This window comes from Alkalibacterium kapii (genome assembly GCF_007988865.1).
GTDB classification, from domain to species: Bacteria; Bacillota; Bacilli; order Lactobacillales; family Carnobacteriaceae_A; genus Alkalibacterium; species Alkalibacterium kapii.
The window spans coordinates 1-13,870 of sequence record NZ_BJUY01000020.1 but is presented as its reverse complement, the minus strand read 5'-3'; the positions used below and the strand labels follow the sequence as shown (position 1 = coordinate 13,870).

Annotated in this window: 13 protein-coding genes; 3 read left to right on the top strand and 10 right to left on the bottom strand. The window is 38.0% G+C overall.

What is annotated here, in order from left to right; genetic code table 11:
• Position 1 precedes the first annotated feature (1 nt).
• The 6 genes from AKA01nite_RS07175 to AKA01nite_RS07150 all read right to left on the bottom strand — a co-directional run bounded on the left by AKA01nite_RS07175 (position 2) and on the right by AKA01nite_RS07150 (position 5,146).
• Positions 2-856 (bottom strand): ABC transporter ATP-binding protein, encoded by an 855-nt coding sequence (locus AKA01nite_RS07175; RefSeq protein ID WP_146924639.1) that lies wholly within the window; start codon positions 854-856, stop codon positions 2-4.
• Positions 857-1,492, bottom strand: coding sequence for a TetR/AcrR family transcriptional regulator (locus AKA01nite_RS07170; protein ID WP_222592493.1), 636 nt, complete (start codon positions 1,490-1,492; stop codon positions 857-859).
• Between the two features lie 166 nt (positions 1,493-1,658).
• Entirely contained in the window at positions 1,659-2,249 is a 591-nt protein-coding gene (locus AKA01nite_RS07165) for an alpha/beta hydrolase (protein ID WP_146924638.1), read from the bottom strand.
• Positions 2,250-2,270: 21 nt separating this feature from the next.
• Positions 2,271-2,879 carry a flavin reductase family protein gene (locus AKA01nite_RS07160; RefSeq protein ID WP_146924661.1) on the bottom strand — a complete coding sequence of 203 codons (609 nt, stop codon included), beginning with the start codon at positions 2,877-2,879 and terminating at the stop codon, positions 2,271-2,273.
• 36 nt (positions 2,880-2,915) lie between these two features.
• Positions 2,916-3,869 (bottom strand): ring-cleaving dioxygenase, encoded by a 954-nt coding sequence (locus AKA01nite_RS07155; RefSeq protein WP_146924637.1) that lies wholly within the window; start codon positions 3,867-3,869, stop codon positions 2,916-2,918.
• Between the two features lie 746 nt (positions 3,870-4,615).
• Positions 4,616-5,146: a hypothetical protein gene (locus tag AKA01nite_RS07150; RefSeq protein ID WP_146924636.1), complete on the bottom strand. Its 531-nt coding sequence runs from the start codon at positions 5,144-5,146 to the stop codon at positions 4,616-4,618.
• Between the two features lie 232 nt (positions 5,147-5,378).
• Here AKA01nite_RS07150 and AKA01nite_RS07145 point away from each other — a divergent pair, with 232 nt between their 5' ends.
• Positions 5,379-6,158, top strand: a complete 780-nt coding sequence (locus AKA01nite_RS07145) for a hypothetical protein (RefSeq protein ID WP_186805133.1) — start codon at positions 5,379-5,381, stop codon at positions 6,156-6,158.
• Between the two features lie 112 nt (positions 6,159-6,270).
• Here AKA01nite_RS07145 and AKA01nite_RS07140 read toward each other — a convergent pair whose 3' ends face one another.
• The 4 genes from AKA01nite_RS07140 to AKA01nite_RS07125 form a co-directional block, all read right to left on the bottom strand.
• Complete coding sequence (locus AKA01nite_RS07140; RefSeq protein WP_186805132.1) at positions 6,271-7,971, bottom strand: ABC transporter ATP-binding protein; 1,701 nt, start codon at positions 7,969-7,971, stop codon at positions 6,271-6,273.
• A gap of 125 nt (positions 7,972-8,096) precedes the next feature.
• Complete coding sequence (locus tag AKA01nite_RS07135; protein ID WP_146924633.1) at positions 8,097-9,917, bottom strand: ABC transporter ATP-binding protein; 1,821 nt, start codon at positions 9,915-9,917, stop codon at positions 8,097-8,099.
• A 75-nt stretch (positions 9,918-9,992) separates the two neighbouring features.
• Entirely contained in the window at positions 9,993-10,715 is a 723-nt protein-coding gene (locus AKA01nite_RS07130) for a sensor histidine kinase (RefSeq protein ID WP_146924632.1), read from the bottom strand.
• Positions 10,708-11,439, bottom strand: coding sequence for a LytR/AlgR family response regulator transcription factor (locus AKA01nite_RS07125; RefSeq protein WP_146924631.1), 732 nt, complete (start codon positions 11,437-11,439; stop codon positions 10,708-10,710). Before AKA01nite_RS07125 ends, AKA01nite_RS07130 begins: the two co-directional genes overlap by 8 nt.
• Positions 11,440-11,648: 209 nt before the next feature.
• Between AKA01nite_RS07125 and selD the strand changes: the two genes are divergently transcribed.
• Positions 11,649-12,689, top strand: coding sequence for a selenide, water dikinase SelD (gene selD, locus AKA01nite_RS07120; protein ID WP_146924630.1), 1,041 nt, complete (start codon positions 11,649-11,651; stop codon positions 12,687-12,689).
• Between the two features lie 18 nt (positions 12,690-12,707).
• On the top strand, positions 12,708-13,739 hold the full coding sequence (gene mnmH, locus AKA01nite_RS07115) for a tRNA 2-selenouridine(34) synthase MnmH (protein WP_146924629.1): 1,032 nt from the start codon (positions 12,708-12,710) through the stop codon (positions 13,737-13,739).
• The last annotated feature ends 131 nt before the right edge of the window (positions 13,740-13,870 follow it).

Genomic DNA, 13,870 nt, shown 5'->3' with positions numbered 1-13,870 from the left:
TTTAAACAAGCCCCCTTCCCGTCACCTTTATGAATATTTCCTCTAAAGTGGCTTCTTTTGTATGCATCGTTTTTATTTCATGCTGATCGATCACTGTTTGTAATGCTTTTTTATCCTCAGGAAAGACAGTACTGAAGGTTTTAATCTTTGTTTCGTTATTTTCGATATATTCCACTTCTACCAGTTGCTCGCCATACTGAAGCTTCAAATTTTCAGGAGAATCGATCAGTTTGATCTCACCATCAACGATGAACGCGACACGATCGCACAGTTCGTCGGCAATAAACATGTTGTGCGTGGTTAAAAAGATGGTCACTCCATCGTTGTTTTTCGTCTTGATGATCTCTTTTATATCTGCAGCAATCGATGGATCCAGTCCCGTTGTGGGTTCGTCTAAAAACCAGAGTTCAGGCTCATTGATCATCGAACGAGCAAAGGTTAAGCGGTGCTTCATCCCTTTGGAAAATTCACCTGCTTTGACATTTTCTTTTCCCTCTAACCCAACTAAGTTTAAAAGCTCATTTGAATCGACGGTTTTTACATCAAACAGTTTACTGTAGAAATCCAGATTCTCTTTGGCCGTTAATTTGCTGTAGACATTTGACTGTTCAAAACTCATACCAATTTTATTGAACATCTCTTTAGAAATATTTTTTATATCGTAATCAGCAACAACAGCTTCCCCTTCCTGCAGCTGCAAGAGGCCGGTCAGTATATTCTGCACCGTTGACTTACCTGCTCCTGAAGGACCTAAAAAGCCAAAGATTTCACCTTTTTTCACTTCAAAGTTTATATTTTTAACTTGGTACTTTTCATCTTTATTATATGAATGCGATAAATTTTTAACCTTGATCATTTACTTTTCCCCCTTTTTATAAAAACTGTCTTTCAACATATCGATGTAGCCATATATTTCTTTTTCTATTGCTTTATAGTCAAACGCCATTTTGTTTTCTGCTATTTTCCTTCTATATTCATCCCCACATTTTTCTATCGTCCAGCGTATAATATCGATTGCCTTCTTCACATCTACTTCGTCCTTGAAAAGTGAATAATCGATATTCTGGTTATAAAGCTGGCTATAAAGTGCCAGCGGAAAATCTGGATGTTTGTGCATGATCTCTTCCGCTGATTTGTTTTCAAAAACTTTCAAAGAAAAATCAGACAGATAAGGGAGTTCCTGGAATAAATTGAATTTGATCAGTGAGACTTCCTTGATGCGCGTAAATATATCCTGCTGGTTCCAGTTCACTTTATTGATAATGTTTTCTGCAATGATTTTTATGGCAAAGTACTCCAGATACTCATAAAGTTTTTCTTTTGTTCCAAAGTAATGATACAAGGATCCTTTTGAGATACCGGCCTCTTTAACGATCGTATTTGTTGAAGCACTCTGAAAGGATTGCTTACTAAATTCTTTCATAGCACTGTTTATAATATTCAGTTTCTTTTCCTCATCAATATTTGCTAATAAATCTTCGATGATAGTCACCTCTTTTTCAGCTATTGACTACGTTGGTCAATTTTATTATATGCAAATTGACCAATGTAGTCAATGGCTTTTAAAAATAAAAAGCTGCATCCAGAGAATGAGTCGCCATTTTCTGAATACAGCTTGTTTAGTTGATTTTTCTATCATTCGTTATTTTAGGTCCTTTTTAGTTCAACCATTCTTTGGCTTTTAAAGTGACTTCCTGTGATATTGAATGACCGTTGGCCCAAGCTGTCGTAACACTTGCTTCTCTTTCTTGGAAAAGGTCAATGATGCGACGGCTTTCCTCTTCAGGAACGATCGGGTCTCCTTTTCCTAGAGATAAGAAGACATCAAGCTCGCTAAAGTCTCTGTCTCCTTCTACATCTCTTGGAAACAGCGGGGCGAATAAAGCGGCCCGGTTGAATGCTTCAGGATGCTCGAGCAACATTTGGATTGCGATATTGGATCCGTTGGAAAAACCGACCAGCACAGCTTTCTCTATATCAAACGCGTAGTCTTCTGATTTTTCTTGGATAAAGTTGTAAAGCTCTTCCCCGCGATGCTTTAAATTTCCCCAGTCATATTGGCCTTCACCGTGACGTTTAAAAAATCTATTCATTCCATTTTCATTTACGGTGCCTCTGATACTGAGAATAGTGTAGTGAGGGTCCAGCACTTCAGCAATCGGAAGCAGACTTTCTTCGTCACCGCCTGTACCATGAAGTAAAATAAAAACGGGTCTGTCCTCAGCGTATTCTTTATAAATATGTTCCATTCTATAGCTCCTTTCATGAAATCAAGGTCTTTCCAGTGGGAAAATCCTTCCAACTTCAGCGTAATCATTCCCAGCCAGCCGACTTACAGCTTTTAATTTTAAAGGATCGACATACCCATTTTGATAAATGGACTCATCAATGTGGTAATGCTTTACTTTCAGTAATAACAAATCTGCTGTCGGCTTATTTTGATCATTATAAATAACCATCGAATCGTAAAGTTCGGTCTCATACCTTACTTTCGCTTCATTGACTCCGGGAACACGAATCGTCTGTGAAGCGATCGTTGTAAAGTCAGAAATATCGAGCTCGCTATTATCGGCTTCCAGTGCTGCGGAAGTTAGATTTGCCGCTTCCACATTATCCTGATCAACGATATGAACAACTGCCTCGCGATTTTTCAGAATATTTCTAGCCGTATCCTTATGCCTGGTTTCTGTGCGCTGAACAGAAATAGATAATACAGGCGGGTCATATGTCACTATATTAAAATAGCTGAATGGCGCGATATTAACGATATCTTCGTCAGAAAGTGTTGAAACAAGAGCAATCGGTCTGGGTATGACCGAACCTATAAAAAACTTTCTCTTCTCCTTTAAGGTTAAATTCTGTGGGAAAAAGTTCACCATGTTATACAATGGCTTGTGCCTCCTTTGAAAACAGCTTTATGAACGGGTCGTGTCAAAGGGAGTGATCTGCGATTCTATATGCGCTCTCTGGGGTTCCAAAAACGGCGGCAAGGACAAGCTTTCGCCGAGCGTTTCATACGGCTCATCTCCCATGAAACCTGGACCATCAGTAGAAAGTTCGATCAGGATATTGCCCACTCTTGTGTACAAGGCTTCAAAGTAAAACCGATCAACGAGGCCGGAATGTTTCATTCCTTTTTCATCATACACGTCTTTCCACTGTTTAAGTGCTTCGTGATCCTTGACCCTGAAGGACACATGGTGGACCTGACCCGATCCCTGAATACTTGTTTTTCCAGAACCGCGTCTCAGAATGACCTGTCCGCCGTTTCCACCTTCACCTGTTTCGATCAGCGCGATATTTTCTTTTTCCTGAACCACTTTCATGCCATAGGTGTCAAGAAGTATCCTTTTGAATTCATCAAAATAACTGACCGTGATTTCTACAGGTCCTAACCCATAAATCGCTTTATCTGCGGGTACTGGTCCTTTTTTCCATGGGGTACCTGGTTCAACGCCTTCATTATTTTCATCAGAGAAGAGCTGGTAACGCTGACCGTCTGCTTCTTCGAACGGTAAAATTTTCTTTCCAAAAAGAATCTGAATCCCGTCGTTTTTGACTTCGTGAGCTTTAAAGCGATCCAGATAATAATCGAGCGCTGCATCGTCCGGCACCCTAAGCCCTATTCTTGAGATCGAGTTGGTACCCGATACGCCCTCAGGTATCCCTGGAAAATCAAAGAACGTCACGTCTGTCCCGGGAGAACCTTTATCGTCAGCAAAAAATGTGTGATAGGTATGAATATCATCCTGATTCACTGTCTTTTTGACGAGCCTCATTCCTAATATTTCTGTGAAAAACTGATAATTTCTCTTTGCATCATCTGTTATTGCTGTAACGTGGTGAATACCGATTGGCTGATCTGTCATTTTTATATGCTCCTTTACGTTATAATTGCTTTTTTTATTAGCTACGAATAAGTTGTTCTGTATTCTATTGCGATAAATCATTGTATCTAATTATAAACAGGTAATTATGTCTCTAATTAGAGGTATTTTAAGTATATAATACTCTTTCTCCCAGGTCAACGGAAGAGTCCGCTTATTTACTATGGATACTTTCTTTTTAGTTACACAAGTGTAGACTCAAACCGTCTGCAGTCCTCGAGTTCGACATTTCTTTCCTAAAAGTGCTTACTCATGGTGCTACTGCTTGCCGAGTTCGACATTTCTTCCTCAAAAGTGCTTACTCACGAGCTCCCTGCTCTCTGGGTTCGACATTTCTTCCTAAAAAGTGCATACTCAGACCGCTCCTATCCTCCGAGTTCGACATTTCACTCCTAAAAGTGCACACTCAGTCCATCACTACCCTCCCAGTTCGACATTTCACTCCTAAAAGTGCAGACTCACGGAGCTACTTCTTGCCGAGTTCGACATTTCACTTCCAAAAGTGCACACTCAGTCCGTTACCTGTCTCTGAGTTCGACATTCCATCCTTAAAAGTGCATACTCATTGAGTTACTGGTCTCCCAGTTCAACATTTCACTCGCAACTCTCAAAAGCAGAAAAAATAAAGAAAGAAAATCAGTTCCATTCTCTCGAATACTGAAGTTCTTCCTCTACTTACAACTTTGACATTAAAAATAATCAATACTTTGATCATTCGTAAATATTGATCAAACGGCCATGTCCGCAAATAAGTTCAGCACGAACCCCAATCCAAAACCTATCACGATCCACGCAATCTGTACGATAGTAATAGCTCGTTTGATGTGAGGTTCTTTTTCTCTTCCTGAGAAATATATAAGTAGAAAGAGCCCGGTTGTCAATATGCTGACGATCGTACTTACAAGTAGATTTGCCGGGAGACCGAACTGTATTAATAAAAAATTGATTAGAAAGCCTGCAGTACTTGAATAAAAGATAGCCTCCCAAATTTCGTTTTTATAAACAAACTCTTCTTTGGTTAACCATTGGGTAGGATATTTGATAAAAACATACTGAATGCTTATCCCGATCAGGCCACCTATAATTCCTCCAATAGAACCTACAACGCCTCCTGCTACAAGGACAACAGTTTCCTCTCTTGCAGATAGATCCGCATCCAGAGTCAGCATTTCGTAAACCGCTATCGTAATCATTGTAAGAATAAATACTCCCATGGCCAGTTTTGGAAATTCTTTATTGCCATCTACCTTGTCGATCATCTTACTCCTCCTATTGTTCATAATAAATCTGTCATTTTCTTTAGCTCCATTATACACACTAATATGAAAAGTATCATATTAGGTTTTGTTCTAAAAGTGCTTTAAATAGCTTTAACAGTTATTTTATTACAGCATGTGTGATAAAGTATTTATAATACTAAGCACGACTTTTTAATAGATAGTAAAAAAGTTTTGTATATGAAGGAGTGGTCTTATTTTTACTTTAGGTAGAATGATCGATTTGAAACATAAACCCAATCTCATAATCGTTATATTGACTGCGCTTGTCGCTATTGCAGGCTGGGTCGTCACTGGGGAGATCATTGCGGGATTATATATAGGAGGCGGTACCTTTTTAACTTGGGCGCTTACTAGAGAAATCGATCCGAAACACGATTATTCTGCACTTTTAGCCGCGGCTATTTCGCTGATAAATATTTTTCATTATGAATCGATATCATTACTGATCATCGCCTGGCTGCTTTTGACGCTGCGAATGGTCAATGGACTTTGCGGTAAGCCAGTCACAATATTTGATATGCTACTGGTTCTGGGATTAACTACTTATCTGTCTTTCAGCAATGACAACAGTATTTATCTCGCTGTTTTTCTTTTAGCCATCTATTTCGTTTCAAGAGGGCGAAGATTAACTAAAACGCTTGTTGTCATAAATGCAGTGGCTTCCATATTATTCTTGATACAAAGCTTCATCTGGGATTATTTGAGATTCAACAGTTTCGATAGCTTAAACAGCCAAACGGTCTATTCGCTTGTTTTATTCGGCTTATCTTTTGTGCTTTTCTGGTTCTTATCAAAGGAAGAGGCAGTGGATGATCAAGGTAACAGGGCAAATAAAACCAGGGTATTGGCTGGTCAAATCCTTTACAGTGCATCAATTATTCTCTTGATATTTTTTGATACAGTAAAAACAAATAATTTAATTATTTATGTATCTGTTATCCTGGCAGTCACTCTTTATTATATTGGAGTAAAGGTTTTCAAAAGAAATTAATCAATAGTTTTAAATATTTTTACAAATAAGCCACCTTAAGCTGAACAATCATGTTCCTTAAGGTGGCTCTCTTTATCCATTATTTTGTTTAGTATGCTTTTAAAAAGAGTTTCTACTGATAATACTGAGCTTGAGCATTCCATAAATCCTGATATTTCCCTTCTGTTTTAACTAAGTCTTCGTGACTCCCTCTCTGAATGATTTCTCCTTTATCAAAGACCAGGACTTCATCGCAGAATTTAGAACTGGACAATCTATGAGAAATATAAAAAGCTGTTTTATCCTGTACCAACTTGTCGAAATTCTGATAAATTTCAAATTCAGTCAATGGATCAAGAGCTGCCGTTGGTTCATCCAGTATCATGACTGGAGCATCTTTATATAAAGAGCGGGCAATAGCTATTTTCTGTTCCTGACCGGCTGACACGTTTACACCTGAGTCGTTGAATTCAGTCCCAAGATAAGTGTCCAGCTGATCAGGAAGAGTTCTCACAAATGTTCCTAACCCTACCTTAACCAAAGTCGCCATTACTCTCTCTTTATCATACGTGGGTGCCACGGAAATATTCTGTCCCAGCGAAAATCCAACAAGGTGATAGTCCTGAAAGACCACTCCAAACAAATTGAAATATTCTTTCAGGTCATATTTTTTTGTGTCGATTTTGTTCATCTTTATTTTACCTTCCGTTGGTTCGTATAATCGAGTAAGCAGTTTTATAAATGTTGTTTTACCTGATCCATTCTCTCCAACGATTGCATATTTTTTACCTACTTCAAATGCCTCCGTAATATTTTTTAAAACGAACTCTTCAGAACCAGGGTAAGCAAACGAGAGGTTCTCGATATCAAACGTGTAGTCATTATCCAGCCGTTTTTCAACTGGTAAACTACCCACAACTTCCTCATCCGGTAAGTCCATGAAGGCATAATAGCTTTTTAGCTCTTCAGGAGAAGATATCATCATCATTCCATGCTGGATAACGTCAGGTAATGCTGATATCATTCGACTTAATGCACTGGATAACTGAATGATCAAAGCAACAGGAAGAGTACCAAGCAAAACAAGTATGCCTACGTATGCATAAGTTAAGTAAGTCATTATATGAAATAAACCCGAAGTTGGAATAATCATCCTTCTAAACTTCTTATAATTGGATGAAAGTAATTTCTCTGTATGATTTGAATCTCTTTTTTTATTAGCTATCATTTTATCAGTCAAATTATATAAACGTATTTCTTTTCCTGATTTGACATCTTCCAATATTTGATCTTCATAAAAGAAAATTGCATTTGACAGTTTTAGTTCAGATAACATCTCCGTTAGTCTTTCACTTGATTTTTTAGATATTTTTGTTTGAATAACTATACTGATTCCTATTAAAGTAACAAATACAGCTAAAATAACAACAGGGTGCATCCACATAAATCCATCTGGTAGTGAACTTACATTAACCTTGAACAGTGGTGTGAGTAAAGTAATCCCCCAGATAACGCTTATGACTCCAGGCATCATTTCTTTTATCCGAACATTCAACATTGGCAGGGAGGATTGACTACTCATCATACTCCGGTTGATGATTTCAAGTTGCTCCCTCACCTCTGAACTTTCAGCATAGTGATAATGCATGGAGAGCATCTTTTTATTTGGCTCGGCAAATAATTTTCTTAAAAAAAGCGACTCTTCATTATCAACTAATGGCTCCAACCAGCCTGCAATCAACTGCAGAACAAGCAATATACTAAGATACTGAAAAACAAGACTGGGGACCACTCCCATATTGCTCCTGCTCAATGCGTCTACGATTCGAGTCATGTAAATAAATCCTATAAAAGGTAAGCTGTAATTCGCAAGAGATTGTGAAAAAAATAAAATGTAATATCTTTTTCCGATCCTAATTAAATCTCCGAATGCACGTTTAAATATTTTAACCTTATCCATTAAATCACACCGCCCTTTACAAGAGTCCGTTCTTCACTATCTTCCCTATGATCATTTCTATAGTAATACGCTTGAGCTTCAAATAACTTGAAGTAGTCTTTCTGTGCTGCTATCAGCTCATCGTGCGTACCTGTTTCAGTTATTTTACCGTTTTTAATATATATAACCCGATCACAAAAACGCGTGGATGAGAGACGATGCGAAATGAAGATAGACAGCTTGTCTTTTGAAAAATGAAAATAATCTTTATAAACCTGATGCTCAGCAAGCGGATCCAGTGCGGCTGTCGGTTCATCTAATACGAGTACTGATGAATCCTTATACAGAGCCTGCGCCAATTTCAATTTCTGTAACTGACCACCCGACAAGCTTACACCATCAGTATAGACAGCTCGAACGATTTTTGTCTGGTCATGATTTTTAAATTGGTCAATAATTTTATCTATACCGCTTAACTTAATAACTTTATTGTACTTCTGTTCATTAAAAGGTAAACCTTGTATAATTGTGTCTCGAATTGAATAAGTCAACAAGAATTTTTCCTGAAAAACAGGTGCAAATAATGCATAGTAATCGTGAATGTTGAATTCACTCTGAGGTATTCCGTTAATCAATATTTCGCCCGAATCAGGTTTAAGCAGACCCGTAATCAAATTAATCAGCGTTGACTTCCCTGCACCATTTTCACCAACAATCGCGAGACTTTCATATGGATATAAAGTTAATGTGATATTATCTATTGTCGGTTCAACATTATTAGGATACGTATAAGACACACCCCTCAATTCTATGGAAAGTGGTTCTTCAGGTAAAGCTTTTCCTTCTCCATGATTGAAAACTTGTGCTTGTGACATAAAATCATCATATTTTTTGGTTTCATTTAAACTTGTGTTCATTTTGCCTGACACTGAGATAAAAGTAATAATAGTTTGAGCCAAGATAGTAACTGATCCGGCAAATATGACGAAACTGGACACAGGTATCGAACCCGAAACGATCAACTGGACACTTCTGATATATGATAAAGCTGACAATCCAATAATAGCTACGTTAACTACTGTGCTTTCCGCCCATGTCAGCCTAACTTTTGGTTTAACGATTTTATAGTATTTGTCGATTGTCTTTTCTTCAATTTTCTTGAACCACTTCTGCATCTGAAAAACCCTTACGTCCTTAGTGATTCTAGATTCCCCATAGACTTTTCTTAAATATCTCAATTTTTGAGTGTTCGATGCTTTACTGTTAAATAATTTTCGATCTATTTTAACCTGAAGGATATTAAAACCAACGACTATCAATGCAAAGATCCCAACTAATATGATAAACAATGATTCTAATTGGACTAAAATATTTACATAAATAAATACTCCTAAAATAGAACTGCCCCATTGGGTGACCTCCATAAGTATCCTTCCAAACAATGACTGATTATTGTCTGTTAATTCATTCGCATTGTTATATCGTTCCTGAGCTTCTTTCCCAATCAGTTGTGGATAATCTAGAGTCAGGTATTTTCTCTGAATTTTATTTCTAATATAGACTCTTAGATGATTCATATTCTCTTCTATGAATATATTAAAGTAATTCTGGAGCATCTGCACTGATCCAACTACTGCTACAAATAGTAAAAGACGTACTAGATAATCTTGAATAGCTACATTGGATAATAGCCACTCAATTACAGATGCTGAAAGTAATAATTGCAGTAATGGTAGAACCGCATTCACTATTATATGCAAAAGTATTACAATGAAAATTTTAGGTTTAAAATCATAGAGTTCTTTCAATAATATCTTTAGGAGTCTTCCTTTTTCTTTCATTTTCTTCACCTCCACCTTATCTTACCTAAAAAAATACACTTCCTGCACAGAAGTGTATGAATGGTTATTATTTTGTCACGAATGGTTTTTTAGCGGCAGCGTTACTTCTGTTGCAAAAACATTTTTTTCCCACTTGCGGTTTACGATGCCTTCATATTTTTCTACTGCCCGATTTATCCTGGACAAACCATATCCTCTTCTGTTCACGTTTTTTAGTGAAATAAAAGAAGGTTTTGGATTTTCACTCATTGTATTCGTCACACTAATATACAACGTCTGCTTCATCGGGGCAATGTATAATCGAATAAATTGTTCATCCAATTTATCTGTTTCTTTGATCGTGGCTTCAATCGCATTATTAAGTAAATTTCCTAATATGATCGCCAAGTCCACATGTTCAATGGACAGAACTTTTGGTGCGATCGCTGTCGCAAATAATTCGATCCCTTTATTTTTGGCTGTTGTAAGCTTTGTATTAACAATAGCATCGATCATCGTATTACCCGTTTGAATAATAGTGTCTACCTGATTCAGCTCATTCGTCAGTTGTTTAATGTAGGCATCCAATTCATTTATTCGCTGATTATTTATTAAGGTGTTCATTACTTGTAGATGATTGCGATAGTCATGACGGATACCCCGCATCTGGTTATAAATCGCCTCTACTTCAATGGCATATCGATCTAATTCCTTTTCTTGTATTTTATAATAATCTATCAGCTTTTTCTGTCTGAAATAAATAAACACACCAAATACAATGATACTGATTAGTATCCCTGCCCAAATCATATTAGTCATTATAAAATACTGTCTCCTTATGATAAGCAATGAAACGTTCTTGTACGTCTTTAATTAAACGTCTTGAAACGGGTACTTGTTCTCCATTAGATAGTTCTGCATCTTTACTTATTAACCGATTGATATGAGCAACATTGATTAAATAACTGCGATGCGTTTGAATAAAATCATTGCTCAATCGATCAGCCAGTTCTTTAAGTGTCTCATTTACAGTCAAAATTTTATCCTTGAGATGAATCGCACACTCGCGTCTGTTTACCTCAATGTATAATATTTCTTCTTGATCGATTTTTGAAATCTCACCTTGAGTCTCTATAGTAATCGTTTTTCTGGCAAAGGGTTTTCTATCAAGATGACGCTTTAAAACACGGACAACATCTCCTACTTTGATAGGCTTTAATAAATAATCCAATGCCTGAACATCATAACCTTGTACTGCATATTCAGTATAAGCCGTAGCAAATACGATCGTCATTTGCTGATTTTTTTCTCTGATTTTTTTAGCCACTTTCAAGCCGTCTACCTGCTTCATTTCGATATCTAAAAAGACCATATCCATATCAGGTTGATCTTCTAACTCGAATAAGAAAGATTCTCCACTGGAAAATGCGCTGATATTACTAATTAAGTTCACTTTTTTGGCTGCTTGCGTGATCAATGATATCATCGTATCAAGCTGAATCGTTTCATCATCTACTACTGCAATATGAATGTTTTTTGACATTTGTTCACCTCGTAAATAATCCCTAATACCGTTTACTTAAATATCAGTTTAACATAATGGCGTCTAGGGTTATTAGTCATTTAGAAAAAACATGGCTGTTGAAGCGTTTATTTTTTATTTCGAAAAAAATTTCACTCTATTACCTCAGATTAGTGAAATGCGTGTTAAAATAGAACGGTAGAGACTTATTGAAAGAAGGATGAAAATATATGACTCAAGTAAAATTAACGACATTGACAACTAAAGGCGGATGCGGCTGCAAGATCGGTCCGACTGAATTACATGACGTTTTGTTTGATTTGCCTGCACAGAAAAAGGATCCGAATCTGCTGGTTGGCTTGGATACTGGTGATGACGCGGGCGTTTACAAACTGACTGATGATCTGGCTATCGTTCAGACGCTTGATTTCTTTACCCCGATCGTCGATGATCCCTATGACTTCGGTCAAGTAGCCGCAGCAAATGCATTGAGCGATGTGTATGCCATGGGAGGAAAACCGGTCACCGCGCTGAATATCGTTGCCTTCCCTATTTTTGATCTGGACAAGGCAATCCTGACTGAAATCCTTCGTGGAGCCAGCGATAAGGTTCAGGAAGCGGACTGCAACCTGGTTGGCGGGCACTCGATCGATGACAAGGAACCTAAATTCGGTCTGTCGGTCACCGGAACGATCCATCCTGATCACGTTTTAACGAACGCCGGCGCAAAAAAAGGTGACAAACTGATCTTGACTAAGCCTATCGGTGTTGGCATATCGACCACTGCCATCAAACGCGGTTTACTTTCTGAAGAAGAAACGAAACGTGTCACGAACGTTATGGCTACTTTAAATAAAACAGCGGCAGAAACCGTGAAAGACTTTGACGTCCATGCTTGTACAGACGTTACCGGCTTTGGTCTTTTGGGACATTTAACTGAAATGGCGACCGAAAGTCACCAGGCGATCACTTTAAAGAAAAGTGATGTTCCTGTACTGCCGCGTGTAAGAGAACTGGCTGACCAGGGTGTTGTTCCCGGCGGTTCTAAAAATAATCTGAAACACGTAAAAGATGTCGTTCAGTTTGATGAGAGGTATGACGAAATCGATCAGCTTATTTTGGCTGATGCTGTAACATCCGGTGGCCTGCTTATGGCTATTGGTGCAGAGGAATCGCAGGAGTTACTGGATGCACTTCAAGATAAAGGTGTCAACGCTAAAGTGATAGGAGAAATTACTGATGGCGAACCTGGACACATCACTGTGAAATAAGAAAGAAAGGATACAAACATGTTTAAAGATGTTTCACCAGAAGAACTTTACTATTTAAAAAATCAAAAACATACATTGGTCGATGTGCGTTCTCCCAAAGAATTTGAAGAAGCAACGATCCCCGGCGCGATTAATATTCCCTTGTTTTCAACCGAAGAACGCGCTCTTGTAGGGACTATTTATAATGAGGAAGGTCAGGATGCAGCCAAGGAACTGGGACTGGATATTTTTTCAAAGAAATTGCCGGAATTTATAAAAGCGTTCAAAGAATTAGGTACGCCTGTAACGGTCTTTTGCTGGCGTGGCGGTATGCGTAGTAAAACTGCTGCAACAGTAAATAACTTGATGAATGTTCCCGTCAGCCGTTTGAAGGGTGGAATCAGAAATTATCGAAACTGGACAAAAGAACAGATCAATTCTCTGCCTTACCCTCCTTTATATGTCTTGAACGGACATACCGGGAATGGAAAAACTCACATCCTGCATCAATTAAAGGCAGAAGACTATCCCGTGATAGACCTGGAAGGCATGGCAGATCACCGTGGTTCTATATTCGGCGGAATCGGACGCAAACCAAACAATCAGCGCATGTTCAATCTCTTACTGGGCGAAGCGCTTCTGAAATATCAGGATGCTCCTTATATTTTGATTGAAGGCGAGAGCGCACGCATCGGTAAAGTGACGATTCCAAATCGTTTCTACCAGCATAAAGAAGCCAGTCCACAGTTGTTTGTCCATTTGCCGATCGATGAACGGGTGAAAAATATTTTAAGTGACTACTCCCCTTCTGATCATCATGACGAGGTCGTTGAAGCTTTTCACAGAATAAAGCGCCGCATTCATACTCCTGTGGCGCATGAAATTGAAGAAGCTCTAAAAAATAAAGACTATCATACAGTAATCAAGAATTTACTGATTTACTATTATGATCCGCGTTACGATCATTCATCCAACTGTGATGAGGAGCTCGTTACTTCAATTGAGTCTCAAAGTGTAGAAGATGCGATTGAAAAGGTGAAAGATTTACTTTCTGCAATAAAGAAGACATAACAAAATTTGACGATGACTCGTTTTACTTCGCTGGATAACCGTTAAACGTAGTTCAGCTGGGCGTTGTAGTAATACTTTGTGTTTTTAAAGAAAAAAGCTGTTTCAGTTCAATCATTTGAAAAGAAATGTCG

Coding starts and splice junctions, on each gene's coding strand:
- AKA01nite_RS07130 (WP_146924632.1), bottom strand. CDS start 10,715: ATGACTAATATGATTTGGGCAGGGATACTAATCAGTATCATTGTATTT.
- AKA01nite_RS07135 (WP_146924633.1), bottom strand. CDS start 9,917: ATGAAAGAAAAAGGAAGACTCCTAAAGATATTATTGAAAGAACTCTAT.
- AKA01nite_RS07125 (WP_146924631.1), bottom strand. CDS start 11,439: ATGTCAAAAAACATTCATATTGCAGTAGTAGATGATGAAACGATTCAG.
- AKA01nite_RS07150 (WP_146924636.1), bottom strand. CDS start 5,146: ATGATCGACAAGGTAGATGGCAATAAAGAATTTCCAAAACTGGCCATG.
- mnmH (WP_146924629.1), top strand. CDS start 12,708: ATGTTTAAAGATGTTTCACCAGAAGAACTTTACTATTTAAAAAATCAA.
- AKA01nite_RS07160 (WP_146924661.1), bottom strand. CDS start 2,879: ATGGTGAACTTTTTCCCACAGAATTTAACCTTAAAGGAGAAGAGAAAG.
- selD (WP_146924630.1), top strand. CDS start 11,649: ATGACTCAAGTAAAATTAACGACATTGACAACTAAAGGCGGATGCGGC.
- AKA01nite_RS07140 (WP_186805132.1), bottom strand. CDS start 7,971: ATGACTCGAATCGTAGACGCATTGAGCAGGAGCAATATGGGAGTGGTC.
- AKA01nite_RS07165 (WP_146924638.1), bottom strand. CDS start 2,249: ATGGAACATATTTATAAAGAATACGCTGAGGACAGACCCGTTTTTATT.
- AKA01nite_RS07175 (WP_146924639.1), bottom strand. CDS start 856: ATGATCAAGGTTAAAAATTTATCGCATTCATATAATAAAGATGAAAAG.
- AKA01nite_RS07155 (WP_146924637.1), bottom strand. CDS start 3,869: ATGACAGATCAGCCAATCGGTATTCACCACGTTACAGCAATAACAGAT.
- AKA01nite_RS07145 (WP_186805133.1), top strand. CDS start 5,379: ATGATCGATTTGAAACATAAACCCAATCTCATAATCGTTATATTGACT.